The sequence below is a fragment of the Streptococcus equi subsp. zooepidemicus genome (assembly GCF_015689395.1).
In the GTDB taxonomy this organism is placed as follows: domain Bacteria; phylum Bacillota; class Bacilli; order Lactobacillales; family Streptococcaceae; genus Streptococcus; species Streptococcus equi.
The window spans coordinates 1,484,890-1,508,949 of sequence record NZ_CP065054.1; the positions used below are offsets into that span (position 1 = coordinate 1,484,890).

Annotated in this window: 25 protein-coding genes; 4 read left to right on the forward strand and 21 right to left on the reverse strand. The window is 42.6% G+C overall.

The window, feature by feature from the left end; genetic code table 11:
• Positions 1-66: 66 nt before the first annotated feature.
• Positions 67-993, reverse strand: a complete 927-nt coding sequence (locus I2432_RS07025) for a peptidase U32 family protein (protein ID WP_043039149.1) — start codon at positions 991-993, stop codon at positions 67-69.
• A 161-nt stretch (positions 994-1,154) separates the two neighbouring features.
• Here I2432_RS07025 and I2432_RS07030 point away from each other — a divergent pair, with 161 nt between their 5' ends.
• Entirely contained in the window at positions 1,155-1,430 is a 276-nt protein-coding gene (locus I2432_RS07030) for a DUF3270 domain-containing protein (RefSeq protein ID WP_041785612.1), read from the forward strand.
• Between the two features lie 131 nt (positions 1,431-1,561).
• Here I2432_RS07030 and I2432_RS07035 read toward each other — a convergent pair whose 3' ends face one another.
• From I2432_RS07035 to I2432_RS07100, 14 genes are all read right to left on the reverse strand, one after another.
• Positions 1,562-1,981 carry a YtxH domain-containing protein gene (locus I2432_RS07035; RefSeq protein WP_043039150.1) on the reverse strand — a complete coding sequence of 140 codons (420 nt, stop codon included), beginning with the start codon at positions 1,979-1,981 and terminating at the stop codon, positions 1,562-1,564.
• Positions 1,978-2,382 (reverse strand): DUF948 domain-containing protein, encoded by a 405-nt coding sequence (locus I2432_RS07040; RefSeq protein ID WP_012515955.1) that lies wholly within the window; start codon positions 2,380-2,382, stop codon positions 1,978-1,980. The genes I2432_RS07035 and I2432_RS07040 overlap by 4 nt, the downstream gene beginning before the upstream one ends.
• A 21-nt stretch (positions 2,383-2,403) precedes the next feature.
• Positions 2,404-3,183, reverse strand: a complete 780-nt coding sequence (gene lgt, locus I2432_RS07045; protein WP_043026144.1) for a prolipoprotein diacylglyceryl transferase — start codon at positions 3,181-3,183, stop codon at positions 2,404-2,406.
• A complete protein-coding gene (gene hprK / locus I2432_RS07050; protein WP_012515957.1) occupies positions 3,180-4,112 on the reverse strand; it encodes an HPr(Ser) kinase/phosphatase in 933 nt (310 codons plus the stop codon). Before hprK ends, lgt begins: the two co-directional genes overlap by 4 nt.
• A 276-nt stretch (positions 4,113-4,388) precedes the next feature.
• Complete coding sequence (locus I2432_RS07055) at positions 4,389-4,661, reverse strand: PspC domain-containing protein (protein ID WP_012515958.1); 273 nt, start codon at positions 4,659-4,661, stop codon at positions 4,389-4,391.
• A gap of 63 nt (positions 4,662-4,724) precedes the next feature.
• Positions 4,725-5,162, reverse strand: coding sequence for a SprT family protein (locus I2432_RS07060; protein ID WP_012515959.1), 438 nt, complete (start codon positions 5,160-5,162; stop codon positions 4,725-4,727).
• Positions 5,149-7,281 (reverse strand): Tex family protein, encoded by a 2,133-nt coding sequence (locus I2432_RS07065; protein WP_206152439.1) that lies wholly within the window; start codon positions 7,279-7,281, stop codon positions 5,149-5,151. Before I2432_RS07065 ends, I2432_RS07060 begins: the two co-directional genes overlap by 14 nt.
• A 167-nt stretch (positions 7,282-7,448) precedes the next feature.
• Entirely contained in the window at positions 7,449-7,769 is a 321-nt protein-coding gene (locus tag I2432_RS07070) for a hypothetical protein (protein WP_021320976.1), read from the reverse strand.
• A gap of 269 nt (positions 7,770-8,038) precedes the next feature.
• Positions 8,039-8,791 carry a phosphate ABC transporter ATP-binding protein PstB gene (gene pstB / locus I2432_RS07075; RefSeq protein WP_012677665.1) on the reverse strand — a complete coding sequence of 251 codons (753 nt, stop codon included), beginning with the start codon at positions 8,789-8,791 and terminating at the stop codon, positions 8,039-8,041.
• Between the two features lies 1 nt (position 8,792).
• Positions 8,793-9,608, reverse strand: coding sequence for a phosphate ABC transporter permease PstA (pstA, locus tag I2432_RS07080; RefSeq protein ID WP_043039154.1), 816 nt, complete (start codon positions 9,606-9,608; stop codon positions 8,793-8,795).
• Complete coding sequence (gene pstC / locus I2432_RS07085; protein ID WP_043039155.1) at positions 9,601-10,464, reverse strand: phosphate ABC transporter permease subunit PstC; 864 nt, start codon at positions 10,462-10,464, stop codon at positions 9,601-9,603. Before pstC ends, pstA begins: the two co-directional genes overlap by 8 nt.
• Positions 10,465-10,533: 69 nt before the next feature.
• A complete protein-coding gene (locus I2432_RS07090) occupies positions 10,534-11,406 on the reverse strand; it encodes a substrate-binding domain-containing protein (protein WP_206158686.1) in 873 nt (290 codons plus the stop codon).
• A gap of 158 nt (positions 11,407-11,564) precedes the next feature.
• Entirely contained in the window at positions 11,565-12,890 is a 1,326-nt protein-coding gene (pnpS, locus tag I2432_RS07095) for a two-component system histidine kinase PnpS (RefSeq protein WP_043039156.1), read from the reverse strand.
• Positions 12,874-13,596 (reverse strand): response regulator transcription factor, encoded by a 723-nt coding sequence (locus I2432_RS07100; RefSeq protein WP_043039157.1) that lies wholly within the window; start codon positions 13,594-13,596, stop codon positions 12,874-12,876. The genes pnpS and I2432_RS07100 overlap by 17 nt, the downstream gene beginning before the upstream one ends.
• Positions 13,597-14,006: 410 nt before the next feature.
• On the opposite strand from I2432_RS07100, the gene I2432_RS07105 reads away from it, so the two are divergent.
• The 3 genes from I2432_RS07105 to I2432_RS07115 are packed head-to-tail and all read left to right on the forward strand — an operon-like array spanning position 14,007 to position 15,920.
• Entirely contained in the window at positions 14,007-14,162 is a 156-nt protein-coding gene (locus I2432_RS07105; RefSeq protein WP_042670938.1) for an SPJ_0845 family protein, read from the forward strand.
• Between the two features lie 40 nt (positions 14,163-14,202).
• Positions 14,203-15,105 carry a permease gene (locus I2432_RS07110; protein ID WP_021320980.1) on the forward strand — a complete coding sequence of 301 codons (903 nt, stop codon included), beginning with the start codon at positions 14,203-14,205 and terminating at the stop codon, positions 15,103-15,105.
• Complete coding sequence (locus I2432_RS07115; RefSeq protein WP_042357070.1) at positions 15,105-15,920, forward strand: TIGR03943 family putative permease subunit; 816 nt, start codon at positions 15,105-15,107, stop codon at positions 15,918-15,920. The genes I2432_RS07110 and I2432_RS07115 overlap by 1 nt, the downstream gene beginning before the upstream one ends.
• Before the next feature lie 185 nt (positions 15,921-16,105).
• Here I2432_RS07115 and I2432_RS07120 read toward each other — a convergent pair whose 3' ends face one another.
• From I2432_RS07120 to I2432_RS07145, 6 genes are all read right to left on the reverse strand, one after another.
• Positions 16,106-17,527 (reverse strand): glycoside hydrolase family 1 protein, encoded by a 1,422-nt coding sequence (locus I2432_RS07120; protein WP_206158687.1) that lies wholly within the window; start codon positions 17,525-17,527, stop codon positions 16,106-16,108.
• 26 nt (positions 17,528-17,553) lie between these two features.
• Positions 17,554-19,416 carry a PTS beta-glucoside transporter subunit IIBCA gene (locus tag I2432_RS07125; protein ID WP_043039159.1) on the reverse strand — a complete coding sequence of 621 codons (1,863 nt, stop codon included), beginning with the start codon at positions 19,414-19,416 and terminating at the stop codon, positions 17,554-17,556.
• A 4-nt stretch (positions 19,417-19,420) separates the two neighbouring features.
• Positions 19,421-20,260: a BglG family transcription antiterminator LicT gene (gene licT / locus I2432_RS07130; RefSeq protein WP_043039160.1), complete on the reverse strand. Its 840-nt coding sequence runs from the start codon at positions 20,258-20,260 to the stop codon at positions 19,421-19,423.
• A gap of 288 nt (positions 20,261-20,548) precedes the next feature.
• Positions 20,549-22,009: a signal recognition particle-docking protein FtsY gene (gene ftsY / locus I2432_RS07135; protein WP_206158688.1), complete on the reverse strand. Its 1,461-nt coding sequence runs from the start codon at positions 22,007-22,009 to the stop codon at positions 20,549-20,551.
• Positions 22,009-22,836, reverse strand: coding sequence for a Cof-type HAD-IIB family hydrolase (locus I2432_RS07140; RefSeq protein ID WP_012677653.1), 828 nt, complete (start codon positions 22,834-22,836; stop codon positions 22,009-22,011). The genes ftsY and I2432_RS07140 overlap by 1 nt, the downstream gene beginning before the upstream one ends.
• Complete coding sequence (locus I2432_RS07145) at positions 22,837-23,634, reverse strand: Cof-type HAD-IIB family hydrolase (RefSeq protein ID WP_043039162.1); 798 nt, start codon at positions 23,632-23,634, stop codon at positions 22,837-22,839.
• Between the last annotated feature and the right edge of the window lie 426 nt (positions 23,635-24,060).

Here is a 24,060-nt window from a genome sequence, read left to right on the forward strand (position 1 = left end):
TCTTTGAATGATTAACTTGTCATGCCTTGAAATAGTAACCTTAATCAGGACAAGTCAAGTTAGAGCTTATTTGACTGTTTTAGGATCAAAATCATAAAAGCCTGTATCTAGACCACGCCCTACAGGGTGAAGCCCTTGCACTTCTGCATCAAGCTGCTGGGCGAGCTCTGGGGTAAATTGCCCAGACTCCAGCAAAGCCTTTGCTTTTATAAACAGCTTGGTAATGGCCACAAAATTCTCACCAGGACAGTAAACACCATCTAGCTTCCAATGTGTCAGGCCATGCTCATATAGCTCGCCTAGCTTAGTCATCATATCAATGTCATTGTTAATAAAAATATGAGTTCCATGATTGTCCTCATAGATAGAATAATGACTATCAGGATCGCCTGGCTCTGCTAAGAAAAGCCCACGCTCTCGACTGACCTCGTCATCAATTTTGGTAAAATGATAATAATTTTCAAGGAGGGGTCTCTTAGAATGATGAATAACAGAGGCCCCGTAAACCAATATTTCTGCTGGGTAGTCAAGATTGTCAGCCAAGGCAAATAATTCCTCCGAGGGAATCTCTCTAGCTAAAACACTTTCAACAGCGCCATGCTGCCCCCAAAAATTAACCTGACGGCTTGAGGTAACAAAAACCGAGGTATCATAAATCAGCTTAAAATCATAGCCATCTCGTTTATTCACATAAAAAACACCGGCATCACCAACAACAAGGTAATCGACAGCAATCTCCTTCATAAGGTCCAAAAATGGCTTTATACGATCCATCATGTCTTGGTGCATCAGAGCGTTACAAGCAACTGTTAGCTCCTTGCCCGCCTTGTGAACAAGCGCTGCAATCTGCCTCAAGTCATCATAAGAAAAAGCATGAGGAAGACGCAATCCATAATCAGCTTCGCCTACATAAATACGATCAACACCTGCAGCTAAAAGCGATTTGACTTGGTCAATGCTTTCTGCTGTGGCTGTAATAATTATTTTTTCCATACAAGGGATATTATACCAAATTTCTTAGGCTTTCAAAAATGATTCATTCAAAATCTTAATGCCTACACCAAGGCCTATAACGAGAAGCCTTCAAAAAAAAGATGACAACCATCAGCTTTTATGGTAAAATGGTTGGGTATCTTACGGGAAAGGAGAGGACTATGCCTACACCATTGAAGCAGCGGCAGCTCAAGGAGCAAGAGCAGGTCTCGCAGCAAAAATTTCAAGAGTTTCAAGACCTCAATGGACACAGTAGCAAGCTAAAGGAACTTATTTTTTTTGCCCGTATTGCTGTTTTTAGCTTAATCACCGTCTTGTTTGCATTTGTCCTTCTCGTCATGAATTTGGCACCGGTTTGGGCCTTTCTAATTGCTAGCGCTATCAGCCTAGCCATTACTTCCTTTCTTTCAAAAGCAATCACATTATTAATGTCATAAAGAGTTAGAGCTTGGCGAGACTAAGCTCTTTTTTCATTACCCTTATTGCCTATTGCCCTTGAATAGACAAGTAGCCTGCACTACAAAAGACCCTCCATAGCTGAGAGGGTCCTTATTTTGCCTTATTATTCTTAAGACTTATTGCTATCTGCTTCTTTTTCTGAATCATCTTCAGGATAGTTGATAATAATATCCTCTTCGTTCAGGTCAATGATCACATCATCAGCCTTGTCATGCTCTGAAGTAGCTTCCTTTGCCTGATGAACAAATTGGCTGGTCTTTTCCTTGATAAAATCAAACACCTGATCAGTGGTCATATCCCCTGATTCAAACCTAGTCTTTAAATCATTAAAGGTATGGCGAGCCAGCTGACTGTACTCACTTCCTTTTTCTTTAGCCATTTGATGGTATTCCTCAGGATTTTGACGATAGGCTTCATAGGCCCTTTGCGCACGAGCCTTCAAGAGCTTTCCTTTTTCAGTTGACAAGAAATAAGCAGCAGCTGCTCCTGAAGCTGCACCAATCACCAACGTTTTTAAAAAATTACTCATGACTTTTTCTCCTTTTTACCAAATAATTTAGAAGCAACCTTGCCTACAAGAGCTACCTTCCCCACCTTTGCGGCATTGCTTGTGGCATTTGTCGCCCGGTGCCCAAGGTGTCTAGCCTGCACATTCAAATCAGAAACACTTTCTGACAAATCCGCAATAGCAACAAAGAGAGGATCTATTGTTGTCATCTTACCATTAACATCATCTACCAGCACATTAGCCTTGGCTAATATTTCATTAGTTTGATAGAGGGTAACATTGACATCACTAGTTAAAACAGTAATGGTTTTTTTAGCCTCATCAACTGCCTCTGATACCTTTTTTAATACCATAATCAAAAAAATAACCAGAGCAACAAAGGCTAATGCGATTATCAGCAGTGAGATTCCCACCAAATTCATAAACTTCTCCTCTTTCTATTCCTATTCTTGATAATAAGAAATTCCCTTTTGTCGATGTCTTTTGAAAATAAAAACAATCGCAATGACAATGAGCAGCACCGACACATATTGAGAAACACGAATCCCTAGAAGCATCAGGCTGTCCGTTCGCATGCCCTCAATCACCAACCGACCGCAGCCATACCAAATCAGGTAAAATGAGAGAATATCTCCATCTAACAATGACCTGGGCTTACGCCGCCACACCATGATAATGACAAAACCAATCAGATTCCACATGGATTCATACAAAAAGGTGGGAACACGATAGCTGCCGTCTATAAACATCTGCTGGCGAATAAAGCTAGGCAGGTAATTGAGCTGGCTGACAGCCTTACCGTAGGCCTCTTGGTTAAAGAAATTTCCCCACCTGCCGATAGCCTGAGCAAGCATGACACTAGGCGCTGCAATATCTAAGAAATGGATAGGATTCAGCACCTTATAGTAGCAATAAACAAAGAGAACGATAGCACCTGTTATCAGGCCACCATAGATAGCAATCCCACCATTCCAAATAGCAAAGATGTCACTCAAATGCTGAGAATAATAGGACCATTCAAAGGCTACATAATATATTCTTGCTCCAATAATTGCCAAAGGAAAGGCAATCAGAATAAAATCAATAATATCATCACTGGTCATTTTTTTTCGCGGAGCTTCTTTGGCTGCCAAATAAACCGCTAAGAGCAATCCCACCAAAATACAAACCGCATACCAGTGAAGACTAAGGGGACCAAGCTTAAAGGCTATTGGATTGATCATTTGCCCTCCTCATTTTTGCTGATTAAGCGTGTAAGGCGCTCCTCAAAGGTTTTGGTGGCATCAAAGCCCATCTCTTTTGCACGATGGTTCATTGCAGCAGCCTCAATAACCACTGAGACATTTCGACCTGTTTTAACAGGAATGCGAATCCTTGGAATACTGACACCAGAAAAGGTGATCTCTTCATTGCCATTGCCCAGGCGGTCAAAAACCTTGCCTGCCTCAAAATTCTCCAAATAAATAGCTAACTGCACCTGTGAGGAATCCTTGACAGCACTAGCACCGTACAGTGACATGACATCAATAATTCCAACACCACGAATCTCAAGGAGATGGCGTAAGATCTCTGCTGGCTCTCCCCATAGCGTCTCCTCATCTTTGGCAAAGACATCTACTCGGTCGTCTGCCACCAAGCGATGACCACGCTTGACCAACTCTAAGCCTGTCTCACTCTTACCAATACCTGAATCACCTTGGATCAACACCCCCATACCGTATATATCCATCAGCACCCCATGCACGCTTGTCCGCTCTGCTAAGGAAGCATCAAGAAAATAAGACATCTCACCAGCTAAGCGGCTGGTAGATACGCGGCTGCTAAACAGGGCAATGCCTTCTTCCTGCGCTGCCTGAACCATCTCCTCTGGAATAGCTAGCCCCCTAGATACAATCACAGCCGGCGTGTCTTTTTTAAACATTTCCTTTAAAACTGAGTAGCGGTTATGTGAGGTCATCTGAGTGAGATAGGACCACTCCTTCATACCAAACAGCTGGAGCCGCTCTGGGGCATAGTAATCAAAATAGCCGGTCATCTCAAGTCCCGGACGCGAAATATCTGAGGTCGTTATCTCCTTTTCTAGCAGGTCATCAGTTGCATAGACAACGTCAAGCTTGACCTTTGTGACTAACATCTTAACGGTAACTGTCATAATTTCTCCTTTTTTAATATTATATCATAAATCACTATCTAAGCCCTTACAAATACTTATTTTTCAAAGAAGCTTCCAAAGTGCTTGATCATACTAAAAAAGAATCCTGCAACAGCTGCCTCAGCTCACTTAAAGCAGGCACTAGCCTAAAGAGCACAAACAACAAAAGGCCCTATCTCATCAGATAAAGGCCTACAGCCAGCTTTATTTCTGATAATCACGCTAAAGACACTATTAAAATTCCTGTTAAGCTTTTAATAGTCGCTCGCTGTGGTCTTACCAAAACCAGCCTTCATCTTCATCATTTAGGACATCAGCATCCTTGCGACGTCTTGGTCCTCTCCCGTAACGTTCTTCAAGTAGGTCCTCTTTATATGGTAGGAAGATGGCTAAAAGAATATAAATAACAACCCCAAAGCGAGTAAAATAGATCAATAAGGCGGCAAGCACACGAGCTAGGGGCAAATCCCAGCCGTATTTATCAGCTAAACCAGAGATAACTCCAGCCACTAGCTTATGCTTTCGTTGCTTATAAAATTTAGATTCCATGTCTCCTCACCTCCTTATTCTATGATACTAGTTTATTCCTTTTTTAGCAAAATAAAATCAGCCTTACGACTGATTTTTTTCAATGAGCCTGCCATGACACCTGCCGCAGGCAAATACTGCCAGATTGATAGGGCGTTTTCGGTCATAAGCTTGGCCGCAATGTTGACAGATGTAGAGGTAATTAGCTTGATGTGACTGTAATCTTGGAGCGTATCTCAGACCGTCTACTTGGTCTAGAAGCTCCTTAAAGGCTTGATCCTTATGCCGAAAGCCCAGCCCCTCAAAATAGAGGTGATAATGACAAAGCTCATGCCTAACGATCTGTCTAAAGACAGTCTCCCCATGCTCCTCTAAGATTTTGGGATTGAAATCCAGATGACCATCCTTTGGAAAAAAACGTCCGCCTGTTGTTCTTAGTCGTCTGTTCCAAGAAGCCTGATGCTTAAAGGGCTTTCCAAAATCAGCTAGCGAGACCTCTCTAACATAATCAGTCAGCGTCACGAGGCGGCACTAGGCTTAGGTTGACCTTGTGGCGGTCTAAGTCAACCTTAGAAACCCAAACAGTGACTAAATCTCCGACAGAAACTACCTGACTTGGGTGATTGACAAAGGCCTCACTCATCTCTGAAATGTGAATCAAACCGTCCTCATGTACACCAATATCAACAAAAGCACCGAAGTCAACCACATTTCTAACAGTTCCCTCTAGCCTTTGACCAACAGCCAGATCCTTTACACTCAAAATGTCCTTTCGAAGAACAGGAGCTTCAAAGTCATCACGCAAGTCTCTTCCTGGCTTCAGCAAATCAGCAATGATATCCTTGAGCGTTTCTTGACCAAGCGTCAATTGCTCTGCCATTTCTTCAAGATTAACCGCCTGTAATTTGGCCCTTGCAGGCTCATCTAGGTCTTTAATCGCAAGTAATTGAAAGAGCTTTTTGACAGCTGGATAGGCTTCTGGATGGACACCTGTATTGTCTAATATATTCTTAGCATTGGGAATACGCAAGAAACCTGCTGCCTGCTCAAAGGCCTTTGCGCCTAGTCTAGGGACCTTTTTGATCTCAGCACGTGAGGTGATCTCTCCATTTTCTTCACGATACCTGACGATATTCTCAGAAATGGTTTTATTTAGCCCTGAAACATGAGCCAGCAGGGCTGGACTAGCTGTATTGATGTTAACACCAACCTGATTAACAACGGTATCAACGACAAAATCCAGATGCTCAGATAGCTTTTTCTGACTAACATCATGCTGGTATTGTCCGACACCGATTGCTTTGGGGTCAATTTTGACCAGCTCTGCTAACGGGTCCTGCAAGCGACGTGCAATAGATATAGCTGAGCGCTTTTCAACCGTCAGCTCTGGAAATTCATGGCGGGCTAGCTCTGAGGCCGAATAAACCGAAGCTCCACTTTCATTAACAATGACATAAGAGGTTTCTGGAAAATCCTTTAGCACCTCTGCGACAAAGGCTTCACTCTCACGACTGGCTGTACCATTACCAATGGCAATAATATCAATCTGATAGTCAGTGATGAGCTGAGCTAAGGCTTCTCTTGCTGCTTGAATCTTAGCTTGATTAGCTGGTGCCACTGGATAGATGACCTGAGTGGTTAATAGCTTTCCAGTCGGATCAATCACCGCTAATTTGGCCCCTGTCCTAAAAGCCGGGTCAAAGCCCAGCACCATTTTTCCCTTTAGTGGTGAAATTAGCAAAAGATGACGCAAATTTTCCGAAAAGAGCTTGATAGCACCGTCCTCAGCCATTTCCGTTAATTCTGTACGGATACGCCTTTCCATAGCCGGAACAATTTTTTTCTTGATTGTTTGGTTAATGACGTCATCAATATAAGCATTGTGCTCCTTAAAGCGAAGGCTGAAAAAGCGCAGCATTTTGTCTATATGATGCTCAAAGGATACCTTCAATATGCCTAGCTTTTCCCCACGATTGAGAGCTAGGGTCCTGTAGCCCTGCATGTTAGATACCGTCTCAGAAAACTCATAGTAAATCTGAAAGACCTGCTTGTCATCTAAGCTGGCTTCCTTTAGGCTAGAGGTTATACGGCTATAATTCCAAATCTCATTATAGGTCCAGGACCTTAGCCTGCTATCCTCTGACATGGCTTCGACCAAAATATCAACAGCTCCAGCAAGGGCTGCCTGTGGATCCGAAAAACCTTCTGTGATAAAGGCCTCTGCCTTGGCTTCTAGGTCTTGTGCATTTTGAAGGATCAGTCTAGCTAGTCCAGATAAGCCAGCTTCTCGAGCAATGGTTGCCTTGGTACGCCGCTTTTCCTTGTAAGGCAAATAAAGCTCCTCTAGGTCAGCCAATTTATCAGCTGCTTCTATAGCTTCCTTAAGGGCAGCTGTTAGTTTCCCTTGTCCTTCAATTTTAGCAAGAATGGTGTCTTTACGCTCCTTAAGCTGTGTGAGAGACTTATCCATATCAATAATAGCCTTGATCACCACCTCATCAAGGTTACCTGTAGCTTCCTTACGATAGCGCGCAATAAAGGGAATGGTATTACCCTCAGCGGTAAGGGCAAGCACTTGACTAATCTGTTTTAGGGTGACCCCTAACACTTCTGAAATGTTTTGATGATTCATATTTTCCATAACAGTTCTTATTATAGCACAAAGAAAGAGGGATAGACCAAGATAAAAGCTTTATGACAAATAAGTGTCAAGAAAACAAAACTTATCTTTTCAGATACTTCTAAAGGCTAAGAAAAAACGATCTCCAAACGGAAATCGTCTTTTAGCTACTTAGTGGTTAGTCAAAATTAAGCGAGTTTTTCCAGTTCTTCTCTAAACTTGTCATAAAGCTCCTCAATCTGAGCCGGGGTTTTTGCTTTACCTACTTCAGCTCTAAATTTTCTTTGATAAAAGTAAAAACCACCGCCTCTCAATTTCTCCTTATACTGTGTTAACAAATTGAGGATCTGCAGTCTTGAGCCCCAGCGCGCTGCACTAAGCGACTTGGTGTCGTTAATACTATGTTCGATTACATGTTTAGAATGAGAAGCTGCCTCTACTTTTGTTGTGCTAACTGCTACTGTTGCTAAGGCTAGCGCCGCAGCACTAGTTAATAGTAATTTTTTCATGATATGACTCCTATTTATTTTTTTATGTAGTTATTATATAACATTAATAAGGTTATAATTTACTAATATATATATATTTCTAATACCAGTAACCTTTGTCTGAAAATAGCTAGATCGTGCTTATCAAAGAAAGCAAAAAAGCTTCACTCTACAGGAAGTAAGAGAGAAGCTTCCACGCTAATAGGATACTGATCTGACATCATCAAAACACCAATTGAGGAGAGATTTAGCCCTCATTCCAATTGCTCTTTCATCGCCTAGTCCTTTTCTTATCCGAAGCGTCCGGAAATATAATCCTCTGTGCGCTTGTCCTTTGGCTTTGTAAATAGTTCAGCTGTATCGCCAAATTCACAAATATCTCCTGTGAGGAAAAAGGCTGTTTTATCTGACATGCGTGAAGCCTGCTGCATATTGTGGGTAACGATGATAATCGTGTAATCCTGCTTTAATTGCTGAACCAAGTCCTCAATTTTTAAGGTAGAAATGGGATCAAGAGCAGAGGTAGGCTCGTCCATGAGCAACACATCAGGTTCCACAGCAAGCGCTCTTGCAATACACAGCCGCTGCTGCTGTCCACCTGATAAGGACAGGGCACTCTTTTTTAAGCTGTCCTTGACCTCGTCCCAAATGGCTGCTCCTCTCAAGGATTGCTCGACCAGCTGATCTAGGCTTTTCTTGTCTTTAAGGCCATGTGTTCTGGGACCATAAGCCACATTATCATAAATAGACATGGCAAATGGGTTAGGCTGCTGAAAGACCATGCCAACACGCTTACGTAAGCTATTGAGGTTTATTGCTTTAGCATAGATGTCTTGATTGTCTAAGAGAATCTCCCCTTCAATCCGACAGGAAGGAATCAAATCGTTCATGCGATTTAGGGTTTTTAAAAAGGTTGATTTGCCACAGCCAGAGGGACCTATCAGGGCTGTGATCTGCTTTTCTGGTATATCAATGGAGATATCCTTTAAGGCCTGAAAATCTCCGTAAAAGACATTAAGATGCTTGGTTGAAAAAGCTCCCATTTTAGACGACTCCTTTCACTAATCGGCGTGATAACAAGCTTGATAGGGCATTGATCAGTAAGACGGTTATGAGTAAGATAACACCCGTTGCATAAGCTTCCTTGACATGTAGCCCTTCACTAGACAGCATGTACATGTGAAGGGCTAGTGAGCGTCCTGATGACATGAGACTGGTTGGTGTATTGGTAGAGGTGCCTAGGGTATACATCAAGGCTGCTGTCTCACCCACAACACGTCCAATTGCTAAGATTACCCCGGCTAGAATACCAGGCATTGCAGCCGGCAGCACTATTTTAAAAATCGTCCTTAGCTTACCGGCTCCTAAGCCAAGGCTAGCCTGACGCAAGTGATCACTAACAGAGAGGAGTGCTTCTTCTGTTGACCGAATGATAACTGGCAACACCATGATTACAGACGTCAGAATACCTGATAAAAGAGAATATTGCAGGCCAAGAAAAAACACAAAAAACAGCATGCCAAAAAGACCAAAAACAATCGAAGGAATCCCTGATAGCGTATCAGCTGCAAGACGTATCGCCCTTACCCATAGTGAATCCTGCTTGGCATATTCCACAAGATAGAAGCCAGCAAAGACACCAATGGGTAAGGCTAGCACTAAGGTGCCTAAAACTAGACTAACAGTTGAGATAATCGACGGCACTAGAGAAATATTGTCAGAGGTATAGGTCCATGAAAATAAGGATAATGAGAGGCTAGGCAAGCCTTTTACCAGCATAAAGGCAATGATCAAAAATAAGGAGCCAAAGGTCAATAGCGCCAAAAGATAGACCAGGGCTTTTAGCAAATAGTTAATCATGAGTTGATTTTCCTTTCACATAAGCAAAGCAAGCATTAATAATGAGAATAAAGCCAAAGAGGACAGCTGATGTTGCAATTAAGGCTTCTCTATGTTGACCAGAGGCATATGCCATCTCTAAGACAATAATTGTTGTCATGGTTCTTGTGCCCTCAAATAATCCTGATGGCAGCACAGGCTGGTTTCCTGCTACCAAAATAACTGCCATCGTCTCACCAATGGCACGACCAAGCCCTAAAATAAGGGCGGAAAAAAGGCCTGATTTGGCTGCTGGCAAGATCACTCGAAAAATGCTTCTTTCATGACTGGCACCTAGTGCGAGACTAGCTGAATAATAAGCCTTTGGAACAGCTCTGATAGCAGATTCTGAAAGACTGATAATCGTTGGCAAAATCATGATTCCTAAGAGCAAGGAGGCAGTCAGCACACTCATGCCATTACCAGCAAAGCTCCTAATCCAAGGCACTAGCACTTGAAGACCAAAAAAGCCATAAACGATAGACGGAATGGCTGCCATCAGATTAACAGCTGACTTTAAAAAGCCATAGCATGCTTTAGGACAATAGTAAACCATAAAAACTGAGGTCAATATACCTGTTGGCACACCAATCACCATTGCACCAAGTGTGATGACAAAAGACCCTGCAATCATCGGCAAAATACCATAGCTTGCCGGCTGATTTGACGGTGACCAATCATTTCCTAGCAAAAAGGCTCTCATACCATACTTAGCAATAAAGGGAAGGCCATTACTAAAAATAAAGATACAGATTAAACAAATAGCAATAATTGCCATCGCTGCACTGAGAAAGAAGATAACTTTAAAAAAATCCTCCTTAAAGGCTTGTTTATTCACTGATGATCCTTTCTAAGAAAGGAAAGCAAGAACAAAACACCTCTTCTTTGCCTTCCTTCTAATCGTTCTTTATTTGACTTTGTCCCAGCTTGTTAGCTTGCCGCTAAAGACATCAGCCAGCACATCTATGCCAATATTACTTACCTTATTATCCTTGTGAACAATCACTACGATACCATCAAGGGCAATCGCATCATCAATTAAGCCCTTGCTCTCCTCAGTTGTTAGGTCACGAGAAACCATACCGATGTCTGCTGTTTTTTCCTTGACGGCGGTGATACCTGCTGATGAGCCATTTGAGGTAATATCAATGCTAATGGCTGGATTTTCTTTCTTGTATGCTTCTGCTAATTTTTCCATCAAGGGTGAAACTGAGGTTGAGCCTACAATTGACAGCTTGCCTGATAAGCCCTTACTGCTATAGGCTGGCGCGTCTGTTTTTGCTTCGATCAATCGATTGTCTCTAACAATCTCCTGCCCCTGCTTTGAGTCAATAAAGGTGATAAAATCCTTACCAACTCCTGATAGGTCTGAGGACCATACAATATTAAAGGGACGCTGCAGAGGGTATTTCCCCTCTAAAATAGTCTCACGACTAGCCTTTACGCCATTTACCTTTAGGGCTGCAACGTCGCTATTTAAGGACCCTAGCGAGATGTAGCCAATGGCACGACTATTTCCCTTAACAGAGGAGATGACCCCTTCTGTGCTATTTTGGATAATAGCTGTTTTTGCTGTTTGGTCAATCTCTTTGTCACCGTCCTTTTTTAGAATGCCTGTCATTTCGGCAAAGGCTCCACGAGTACCTGAGCCATTTTCTCGAGAAACAAGGTCAATCCTGTCTGCTGCTTTTCCAGCATCAGCACTGTTATTGCCACAGGCTGCAAGACCTAAGCCTGATAAGCCAATAGCTGCCATGATCAGCATTTTTTTGATTGTCATAAGAATCACCCTTATCTTTTATGATATTATGTTGTAGGCTTGCTACACCTATAGCTTATCAGGTCTTTGTAAAGGTTTATCCCTGATTAATGTAAAGATTTTGTAAAACCTAAAACAGCCACTACCAAGACTAGCCTTAAGCAGCTGGTAGTGACTGTTTACTTGTTGATAGCTTCTGGTAAGAATAAGGTAAATTGGCTACCCTCTCCTAGCTGACTTGTAACTGTTATCTGACCGCCAAGAAGCTGACTCAGCTCCTTTACAATGGCTAGGCCTAGGCCTGTTCCACCACTTTGCCTGCTGCGTCCCTTGTTAACACGATAAAAGCGCTCAAAAATACGATCTAGCTCAATTTGGCTAATGCCAATCCCAGTATCTGCAACCGTAATGGCAACACCACCAGCAACCCTTTGACTGGATAGCTGAATTCTGCCCCCATTGTCTGTATACTGTATCGCATTTGACAAGAGATTTAACATGATCTGCGATAAGAGGTATTGATCAGATGTCACAACAATCGAATCCTCCAATGCATAGCTTAGCTCAAGCTGTTTGTGCTCTAGCTGTGGCCTCATGCTCTGACCTGTATACAGCAGGAAGTTCCTGAGCTGAAACTCTGTCAGGTCAAGTGGTGTCTTGTTAGCCTTGGATAAGGTCAGCAGGTGCTCAACAATACGCTCTAGACGCAAACTTTCATTGTAGATAATGTCTAAAAAGTCTTCTTTTAGGCCTGTCTCATCATCAGGCATTTCCTTAATCGTTTCAGCAAAGCCCTTGATCGATGTAACCGGTGTTCTTAATTCGTGAGAAGCATTAGCAATAAACTCCAAATTTAGCCTCTCATAATGACGAATGGCCGTCAGATCATATAAGAGCACTAAAACCTCCTTGACAACATGCGACTGGTTAAAGATAGGCACAAGGGTAACCTCCAAGATCAAATCACCATCATGTAGGCCTGTTAATTCCTTCTTTAATGTCTGCTTTTGGTCAAAGACTTGATTAACTAAAGCTATCAGATCCATTCGTTTAAGATCCTCCAAAACCACAAAAGGTGGCTTAGCCTCTGGAAAATAAGCCGGTAAGGACTTGCTGGTCAGCAACAGCTCCCTTTGATTGGAGACTAAAAGCATGCCCATCGTGAGATGAGAGGTTACAGCCTCCACATTTTTTGATAAGGATTTTAGCCTTGCTTCCTTTTGTAATAGGTCACTTTTTAGCTCTGTCAGCTGCTTAGCATAAGCACTTAAATCAGCCTGCCCCACTAGGAGAAAATGGTCACTAGCTGTCAAAAGATGGTGGTGCAAGGCTCTGAATTCACGCTCCCATCTAAACAGCATAATCAAGACATAAAAGCTAGCTACGAGACCAGTACACAGCACTATCAGAGTCAGCACCTGATGCGGTCCTTGCCAGATCAGACCAAGAGCAGCAAGCAAGCAAAGCCCTAGCAACATGCTCAACCGCCTAAGATGTCCTATCATTCTTTAGCTCCTTAAATTTGTAGCCATAGCCGCGAATGGTTTGAATATACTGAGGCGCCTTAGGATTGTCCTCAATTTTTTCTCTGAGCTTGCCAATATGAACGTCTACCAGACGTGTTTCTTGGCCAAAGTCATAACCCCAGATACGCTCTAATAGCCGCTCACGCGTCAAGGTCATATTAGGGTGCTTCATGAGATAGAGCAGTAGCTCATATTCCTTTGGGGTTAATGGCAATAGCTCCTTGTCCTTATAGACCTCATGTCGCTCTGGGTACAGACGCAATTGACTCATCGTATAAAAAGGCTCACGACGCTCCTCACCATCACCAGAAATCTCTGCTTCAGTACGCCTTAAAATAGCCTTGACACGCGCTAATAATTCTCTAGGACTAAAGGGCTTGGTCACATAATCATCTGCCCCCAGTTCCAAAGCCAAAACCTTGTCAAATTCATCACTTTTAGCAGAAACCATCATAATTGGGGTTTTGCTTCCCTTAGCACGAAGCCTTTTGCAGACCTCGATACCGTCTAATTGCGGCAGCATAATATCTAACACAATAAAATCATAAGGTTCTCTTTCAGCTAATGCCAAGGCAGTACGGCCATCTGTTACCATCTCTGTCACAAAGCCCTCCTTGGCCAAGTGATAATCCAGTAGCTTTAAGATAGGCTCCTCATCATCTACTAATAATACTCGTTTTGTCATTTCATAACTCCTATCAGTCACATTGTATCATATTTGTCAGTTAATCTAATGACACACTGCTTGACAGCCTGAAGCCTAAAATCAATCAGAAGATAAAAAGATCACGACAAACGCATGAAGAAAAAATTTCCAAGATATTTCTGAAATGCAAAAACTTATTCTGAAAAATAGGAAATCTATAGCGATAGTTGCAGAAAAGAAATTTTTCAAGAAAAGTTTACAGAGGGAGAATATAACAATTCAGGAAACACTCTGTCAAAATACCCTAAAATGGCTATTTTGCTATTTTCACAACTTTTTCAATAAATGATTTTCTTCATGCGTCTGTCGTGTAAAAAGATGTTTTAGCTTTGGCTTTACCGTCAAATGATTGTATAATAGAGCTATATTGATTGAAAGAAGGTATACCTATGGCAATTACTCATAAGAAAAATGACCAGCTCGAAAAGATGATGGCAGGCTTTGCGTCTATCCCAGATTTTGATAAGCCTTTAGAGCTTAACCAGGAGGGAAAGCTAGTCACTGAAAAACCAAAGCCACAAGCCAAGACAGCTAAGCAGGACTAGCCCTTATTGGCGTCGTTAACATATAGAAAGGATACGGTGAATGTCGCTTTTTTCAAATCTGCCACCCAGCGTGCTTCAGTGGTTTGCGATTTTTCTATCCATTATTATTGAGGCTCTGCCTTTTGTATTTTTAGGGACCATTTTATCTGGCTGTATTGAGGTTTTCGTCACGCCTGATTTAGTTCAAAGATACCTCCCTCAAAATAAGTGGCTAAGAATTTTATTTGGTACCTTTATTGGCTTTGTTTTTCCTTCCTGTGAATGTGGTATCATTCCTATTATTAATCGTTTTTTAGAAAAGAAGGTGCCTAGCTACACTGCTGTTCCCTTTTTAGCAACCGCTCCAATTATTAATCCGATTGTTTTATTTGCTACCTACTCTGCCTTTGGGAATTCGCTGCGCTTTCTCATGCTAAGGCTTTTAGGCGCCATTTTAGTTGCTGTCAGCCTTGGCATCATGCTAGCCTTCATTGTTGATGAGAACATTCTCAAGGAATCAGCCCAGCCGGTGCATTGTCATACATACAGTCACGAAAGTCTGCCAAAACGGCTTTACTTGGCACTGGCTCACGCTATTGACGAATTTTTTGATACAGGAAGGTATCTAGTCTTTGGGACTCTGATTGCTTCAGCCATGCAGATTTATCTGCCAACAAAGGTGCTGACAGCGATCGGACATAGCCCTTTGACAGCCATCTTAGTCATGATGCTCTTAGCCTTTATCCTATCTCTTTGCAGTGAGGCTGATGCCTTTATTGGAGCTTCGTTATTGTCAACCTTTGGAGTTGCTCCTGTTTTAGCCTTTCTCTTGATTGGCCCTATGGTTGACATCAAAAACCTCATGATGATGCTCAATTCCTTTAAGGGAGCCTTTATTGTTCAGTTTATCAGTGTATCAGCTGTGATGATTACCATATACTGCTTACTTGTGGGGGTGCTGTGATGATTCGCTTTTTAATTTTAGCAGGCTATTTTGAGTTGACCATGTATCTAGAGCTATCTGGCAAGCTAAATCAATATATCAATATTCGTTATGCTTATCTGGCCTATATTTCGATGGTTCTATCCTTTATCCTTGCATTGGTGCAGTTATACACTTGGACTAAAAACATCAAGCTGCACAGTCATTTAAAAGGTAAGGTCGCTCAGCTGACCAGTCCCCTTATCCTGGTCTTTCCTGTTTTGGTTGGCTTGTTAGTACCTACAGTCAGCTTGGATTCGACGACCGTTGCCGCCAAGGGCTATACCTTTCCATTAGCCGCAGGCGCTTCAAAAACAGGAGTCAGTGATGATGGCACTACCATTCAATACCTAAAGCCAGACACCAGCCTGTACTTTACCAAATCCGCCTATCAAAAGGAAATGCTCAATGAGCTGAAAAAATACCAAGGCAAATCAGCCATCACCATTACCACTGACAATTATATGGAGGTAATGGAATTAATCTACCTTTACCCAGACGAATTCGTTGATCGTACGATTCAGTACACTGGCTTTGTCTACAATGAGCCAGGACATGACAGCTATCAATTCCTCTTTAGATTTGGGATTATCCATTGTATCGCTGATTCTGGTGTGTATGGGCTTCTGACCACCGGTAATCAAGAAAGCTATGCCAATAACACTTGGCTGACCGTCAAGGGCCAGCTGCACATGGAATATGACAAGACCCTAGAGCAGCAGCTTCCTGTCCTTCAAATCGAGGAAGCACACCAAGCCCCAGAGCCTGATAACCCTTATGTCTATAGGGTATTTTAACAAGCATTAAGCCTCCACACCTATGACACAGGTCTGTGGAGGCTTTTTGTTAAGGGAATAGTACAAAGACGTAACTGAGTCCATTCCATTTAAACGAGACACCTAAAAGCCGTATAGCATCAACCATTTAAAAGACGTGTGCTATACGGCTTTGCTATTGTTGGTAAAGCCTTTGAGGCTACTTTCTAGCTCTCCTCAGACAGGCTACGCCCATTGGTCTCAATGACCCTTTGATACCAAGCAAAGGATTTTTTCTTGTAGCGTGTCAAATGACCACTGCCATCATCATGTCGGTCGACATAAATAAATCCATAACGCTTACTTAGCTGAGCAGTCGACATAGAAACACAATCAATACAGCCCCAGGAGGTATAGCCCATAATGTCAACACCGTCCTCAATAGCCTTAGCAACCTGCAATAAATGCTGCCTCATGTAATCAATCCGATAATCGTCCTGAACTGTCCAGTGACCATCTTTTGTCTGTACTAGCTTATCTTTGGCGCCAAGCCCATTTTCTACAATAAAGAGAGGAATTTGGTACCTATCATAGTAATCATTCAAGGTTATGCGAAGGCCAATTGGATCAATTTGCCAGCCCCATTCCGAAGAGGGCAGATGAGGATTAACCAAGCCACCTAAAATATTGCCCTCCCCTCGTTGATAATGATCCGGGTGATGAGACTGAGTCACACTCATGTAATAGCTAAAGGATAAAAAGTCAACCGTATGCTGCGCCAAAAGCTCACTGTCGCCCGGTTCAAATTGAATGTCAATGTGCTGCTCCTTAAAAAAGGATTTGGCATAGGAAGGGTATTTTCCTCTGACCTGAATATCTGAGAACAGGAGATTACGTTGCTCAAACTGCTTCGCAGCTAAAATATCCCTCGGATCAGAGGTCATTGGATAGGCTGGCATAGCCAAAATCATACAGCCTATTTTAAAAGCAGGGTTAATCAATCTAGCAAGCCTTGTCACACTAGCAGACGCTACTAATTCATGGTGAATCGCTTGATAAAGCTCCTGCGGAGTCAGCTTTTCCTTTGGTGTCATGATAGCACCACTGGTAAAAGGCATATGCAGGATTGAATTAACCTCATTGAAGGTTAACCAATACTTAACCTTGTTCTTGTAGCGCTGCATGACAGTTGTCGCAAAACGTTCAAAGAAGCCAACCATACGACGGTCAGTCCAGCCATTATAGACCTTAGCTAGATGCAGTGGGGTTTCGTAGTGAGATAGGGTCACTAAAGGCTCTATGCCATGTGCTATCAGCTCATCAAACAAATCGTCATAAAATTGTAGCCCTGCTTCGTTAGGCTCTGTCTCATCGCCCTGAGGAAAAATACGAGACCAAGCAATTGATGTCCGGAAAACCTTAAAGCCCATTTCTGCAAAGAGCGCCACGTCCTCCTTGTAGCGGTGATAAAAATCGATGGCCTCTAGCTTCGAATTAGCTGCTGTTGGCTCAGCTGTATAGTCTCCTAAGCCCCCTTCTGGTAAAACATCCTGAACCGACAAGCCTTTGCCATCTGTTAAATAAGCTCCCTCAACCTGATTGGCAGCAACTGCCCCTCCCCACAAGAAATCCTTTGGAAAACAAACCATATTATCTCCTCCTTCAATTCATCTCTTTAGAGAATAACGAGAGCAACATCATGCTGAGTGATATGCTCCTTGTTGTCATTAACAATGATTTCGAGCTGCTCAGAGCTATTGGTCACCACAAATGGAGTCACTAAAGAATAGCCCTTAGAACGGATAAACTCAAGATCTACACGTAATAGCGGCTGCCCCTGCTTAACAGTATCACCAGCCTTAACCATCTGCTCAAAGCCCTGTCCTTTTAGCTCAACCGTATCAATACCAACATGAATTAAGACGTCAACTCCCTTGGCGTTCTTTAAAGCAATAGCATGCTTTGTTGGAAAAAGGGTGATAACCTCGCCATCAAATGGGGCATAGACATATTCCTCATTAGGTAAAATAGCCAGTCCCTCTCCTAAAAGCTTAGACGAAAAGGTTTCATCTGGCACCTCTGATAATGGAAGCACTGTGCCAACCATCGGAGCATAAATAGATTGCTTTGCTGATAAGCCACTTTTTACTGGCGTGCTATCCGAGTCAGCTAACCCCTCCTGGTCAACCTCCTCATCAATGCCAAAAAACCAGGTTAATGTAAAGGTTAGAGCAATTGTTAAGCCCGCTGCAATTAAGGCATTGGTAAAATTAGCAGAGCTAGTCGGGCTAATGTATTGTGGCAATCCAATTAGTGATGGCACCACAAAAGTATAAGAGGCTATATTAACAAAGCCAATATAGGCGCCCACAAGGCCACCAGAAATCATTGCAGCATAGAGCGGCTTTTTAAACTTTAGAGTAATGCCATAAAGAGCAGGCTCTGTAATTCCTGCCAATAAAGCTGATAAGCCTGCTGCTAAGGCAACCTGACGGGTTTGCTTTTGCTTTGATTGACATGCTACAGCCACCGCTGCTGATCCCTGAGCTAGGTTAGAGGCTAGCATTGCTGGGAGGATTAAAACATCTGGAGTTGCTACAGAGGCCGCCAGAAAAATAGGAGCAAAGGCCCAATGCATACCCGTCATAACAACAAGCGGCATAATTGCACCTAAAATAGCAAGAGCCAGCCAAGGAGCAATATGGTAAATCGCTAGCAGGCTATTAGACAAGCCCTGTCCTATAATAACACCCAGAGGTCCAATAACAACTAAGGCTAGAAAGCCTGAAATAAAAATAATCAAGGTCGGCTGCAGGAAGCTCTTCATCACACTCGGTACAAAACGGTTAACCTCTCGCTCAATGTATTGCATCAGGTAAACCATAATTAAAATCGGAATAACTGACGCACCATAGCTAGCAGGTGTCACCGGCGCTCCAAACAGAGCCATAGGTTTACCTGCAGCTACCATCGTAACAAAAGCTGGGTGTAGTAAAATCCCTGCAACAGTTGCTGCTAATACAGGTGTGACCTTAAAGCGTGCCGCAGCTGAATATGCAATCATGATTGGCATAAAATAATAAGCAGCATCTCCAAAAAAATTAATAAAAGCAACTGTTTGAGAGTCCGTACCTGCTAGACCAAGCATAGGCACCAAGATCCCAACCACTTTTAGCATACCACCACCCAACAAGGCAGGAATAAGCGGCGTAATAACGCTAGCTATCGTCTCAATCAGCCCTTCAATAACAGACTGCTTTTGACCAGCGCTAGAGCTCATATCAGTTTCATGAAACTGCCCTAGGGTCATAAATGCCTTATAATAATTGTTAACATCATTTCCTAAAATAATTTGATACTGACCGTTTTGGCGCATGACTCCAATCACATTAGGAATAAGTTTGATTTTTTGATCTACCACTTGTTTATCATCTTTCAAAACCAAGCGTAACCGCGTGATGCAGTGGGTTACCTCTTGAATGTTCTGCTCACCACCAACTGCTTCAAAAATGGCCTTGGCTGTTTCTTGATAAGTCATTTCATTACTCCTTCACATCTTTGACTAAACGTTTGATATGAACCGTTAAATACAAAAGCTCACTAGAGCTAAGCTGATAATGGTATACTTTTTTCATGTGATGGCTAATTTGCCTAACACAGTGATATTCCTCTGGGTATTTATCCTTAACCACCAGCAGCAAATCAGTCTCGTCATCATCATAAGCCATGCCTGATAACACGCGCTGGGCAAATAGCTTCACATGAGTGATAAAGCGATAATAATCAATAGAGGCTTCATCAAGCTCTGTCTTAAAATCAGCCTTGACCTTCTGTTCAATGTAAGACACAATTTCTGTCATTCGATGAGGCTCCTTGAAAGGATTATCAAGGCTCGCGTTGACAAAGTGCATCGCAATAAACGAAGCTTCATCTACAGCCAGAGCGACTCCTAGCTCACTGGCAATGACCTCTAAGGCCTTAACACCAATCGCATATTCATCAGGATAATACCGTTGAATCTCCCAACGCAAGGGATTACTAATGATAACCCCCTGCTTATGTCTTTCAATAGCTGAATGAATATGGTCTGTCAAATTGATATAGAGTATTTCATCTAAATTTTTACCCAGCTTAATTTTCCCTAGATTAATAAGCCTCTCTGAGCAAGCAACCACCTCTTGCGGAACAGCAATAAATAATTCAGTAAAACGGTTCATATTGTCACTATTTTTTAAAACAAATGACGCTTCGATAGCTTCACTATCGATATGGTCACCAATTCTTTTCTTAAAAGCAATCCCCTTTCCCATCAAAAGAATATCTAGCCCCTGATGGTTGGTCGAAATCGCTGCATTATGGTTTAAAACGCGTTTAATAATCATAAAAGTCCTAGTCCCTCATTGCTTCACAATAAAAAATGACCTATCCACAGCATGCCAAAAGGTCACACTGGAATAGGTCCCTGCTCACAAAACTGTGATAACATCCTTTAATATTCTGATTCATTTGTCATTAGCACGCTTACCCTAAGTAATCACATCTAATAACATTTTCATTTTATCATCTCCTAAAGGTCCTGTCAAGCGTTTTCAAAAGGCTGTTTAACATTTGCCTCTAAACGAACCCCCTCATTCTCTTTGGCCAACAGCCGATAATCTGAGGCTTTCCTCTTAAAGTATGCCTTCTAATAGTCCCTTCATAAAGTCCTCAGAGTGAAATTCACCGATATCATCAATAGCCTCACCAAAGCCAATCAGCTTCACTGGGATATCCAATTCCTGACGAATAGCTAGGACAATTCCCCCCTTAGCTGTACCGTCAATCTTAGTTAAAATCAAGCCTGTGAGCGGTGTGATTTTTGAAAACTCCTTAGCCTGACTCAGGGCATTTTGCCCCGTTGAGGCATCGAGCGCTAGCAGGGTTTCGTGTGGGGCATCAGGTATGACACGCTTAATGATTCGCCCAATTTTTTCAAGCTCTGCCATTAGGTTGTCTTTATTTTGCAGGCGACCTGCGGTATCAATCAAGAGAATATCTGCCTTTTCCGCGACAGCTCTTTCAACACCGTCAAAGACCACAGAGGCCGGATCTGCTTTTTCAGGGCCTGTAATGACCGGCACATCAACCCGTCGTCCCCATTCAACCAGTTGGGCAACCGCGCCTGCTCGGAAGGTATCAGCAGCGACAAGCATAACCTTTTTTCCCTCTTGCTTATACCGATAAGCTAGCTTTCCAATTGATGTTGTCTTACCAACGCCATTAACCCCCACAAAGAGCATGACGGTCAGATCCTGCTGATAATGAATCGCTTCATTGTAGCGGCCATCCCCCTCATAAATAGCCACTAGCTTTTCAATGATAAGACGCTTTAGAGCCTCTGGCTTTTTAGCATTTTCAAGCTTAGCCTCATAGCGCAATTCCTCAGTCAAGGCTGTGGCAACATGAACACCAACGTCTGAGAGAATCAGGAGCTCCTCTAGCTCCTCAAAGAAGTCCTCGTCAACACGTCTAAAATTAGCCAGAAAGCTGTTCAAGCGTGCTGAAAAGCCTGTACGGGTCTTTTTTAAGCTGCGATTGTATTTGTCTTGGTCAGATTCAGCTGATAGGGTCTCTTGCCTTGGCTCCTTATCAGCTGTCTGATTAGCTGAACCAGCAGGTGCTTGAGCTGCTACTTGATACTCAGCATTTGTCTCTGCCTGATCTTCTGTTGATGCGTCTGCGCTCTCGTTACTATGCTCTGACTTAGCCCTATCATGCTTAGCCTCCTCCATAGCCTCGTGCTGGCTTAGGCTCTCACCTGCCTGATCCAAGGTCTTGTCATCAGTAGCTGCTAACTCTAGCTCCGGCTCTCTTTCTAAAAGAAAAGCTCCTCTAGCTGCTGGATCAAGCCCTTCAGCTTGCTCTGAAGCAGCCTCGTCTGAGAGCAGCTCAGCCTGTTTGCTAGTGTCATCGGTCCTAGAGACCACATCAGCTGCCACTGCATGAGCATTTGTATCTGATAAGGCCTCCTTTTCAGACTCAATCGTATCCTTTGACGTTATGTCCTCCGACAATACCTCTGTAGTGGCAGCCTCTTGCTCAGCAACCTTAGTCTTATCCTTTTTTCCAAATAAGCGTTCAAATAATCCCATTAGCCTTCCTCATTTAAAATATATTTCCAAATAGCCTCAGCCACACCTGATTGGTCATTGGTTAGGGTAGTCACTGCATCTGCCACTTCCTTAGCCTGATCAACCGCATTGGCCATAGCCACACCAAGACCTGCCCATTGTAGCATGCTAAAGTCATTGGCCTCATCTCCCATCGCCATGACATGCTTGGCCTCCAAGCCCAAGTGCTGACAAAGCAGGTCCAAACCAAATGCCTTATGAATCCCCTTAGGCATAATCTCAAAGATGATGTCTCGTGATTTAAAGGCCTCAAAATCCTCAAAGATAGTCTTTGGAAGCCTTGCAAGCTGCTGATCCAAGACCTTTGGATCCGTCACCGTAACAATTTTATTGTATGTGATGTCCTTTGGCAGCTCAGCAAATGATTTAAGGCTAACAAAGTTCAGCAAGGGACTTGCCAAGTGATACTGAGAGCGTCTGCCATCATTGCCTGATAAGCTATAAACAGTACCATCACTGATAACATCAGTAGGTAAGCCAACTGCTGCCAACTGCTGATGAATATCATAAACCTCAGCAAGGCTTAGAGCGCTTTTATCTAAAATATGACCAGTATTTCGTTGAACCAGACCGCCATTAAAGGTAATGCTATAGTTCTCTTCACCTAGCAAATCCAGCTCCTCAAGCAAATTTCCGATAGCCTTAAGAGGACGTCCGGTTGTGATAACAACCTTAACTCCTTTTTCCTTAGCTGCTGCTAGAGCTTTTTTGTTCTCATCACTAACGATTTTTTCGGTATTATAGAGAGTCCCATCTAAATCTAGAGCTAAAAGCTTAACACGCGTCATTTACACCAATCCCTCCAAATAAGTTAACACTGCTGAGTCATTACAATGACCAATAACCTGATCAGAAATCGCTTTGATTTCAGGCCTTGCATTTTCAGTAGCAATAGCACGCCCTGCAAAGGACAGCATTTGATAATCATTTAGATTATCGCCAAAGGCAATGGTCCTTTCCGGTAAAATGCCTAGGTGCTGACACAGCTGATCCATGCCAAAGCCCTTATGAACCTCTTTTAGGATAATATCAATCGAATCAAAGCCTGTCGTCACCGCAGAAGCATAGGACAGCTCCTGATTTAGCCAGTCACTACCAGCTAGGACCGTTTCTCCTGTAAAGGTCGTTGAGGCTTTAAAAACAGTGTCATCAACAATATCCTGCAGACAATCAATAAGCTGAACATTTTCATAATAATAATGCATTTTTTGGATATAATCCTCCGTAGCTCCTTTGAGCACATAGGCTGCCTTTTGCCCTGAAAAGAGGATCCCAGACTGATTGTAATAAGGATTGGCAAGAATTTTCTCTACAATTTCATGACACTGCTGCTTGGTCATGACATCAGCAAAAAGAATGTCCCTCTTGTATTGCACTACAGACCCATTCTCAGCGATAATGGCAATGTCATCTAAAAAAGGCTCAAACAAGTGATCAATGGCTAAAAGCGAACGCCCACTAGAAACTGTAAAGAGAATCCCTTTTTCTCTTAGCTTAGGCAACAGAGCTGCCAAGCGCTCCTTGTCATAAGTTCCGTCCTCTCTTAAAAAGGTTCCGTCCATATCTGTTGCTATCAATTTAATCATACAATTTAACCATTTCCTTTTTAGGGAGATACTGATTCAGCTCTCCCAAAAATCTCTTTTTCCATTATACCATATCTAAACAAAAAGGGCGTGTCTATCCTAACACGTCCACGACAGACGCATGAAGAAAATCATTTATTGAAAAAGTTGTGAAAATAGCAAAATAGCCATTTTAGGGTATTTTGACAGAGTGTTTCCTGAATTGTTATATTCTCCCTCTGTAAACTTTTCTTGAAAAATTTCTTTTCTGCAACTATCGCTATAGATTTCCTATTTTTCAGAATAAGTTTTTGTATTTCAGAAATATCTTGGAAATTTTTTCTTCATGCGTTTGTCGTGTAACACGTCCTTGTTTTAAGGCTTTATAATTTCTGTAGTGGATAACTCCACTGTGGAGATTATTGAGCCCTTATTCCAAGGCTTTCT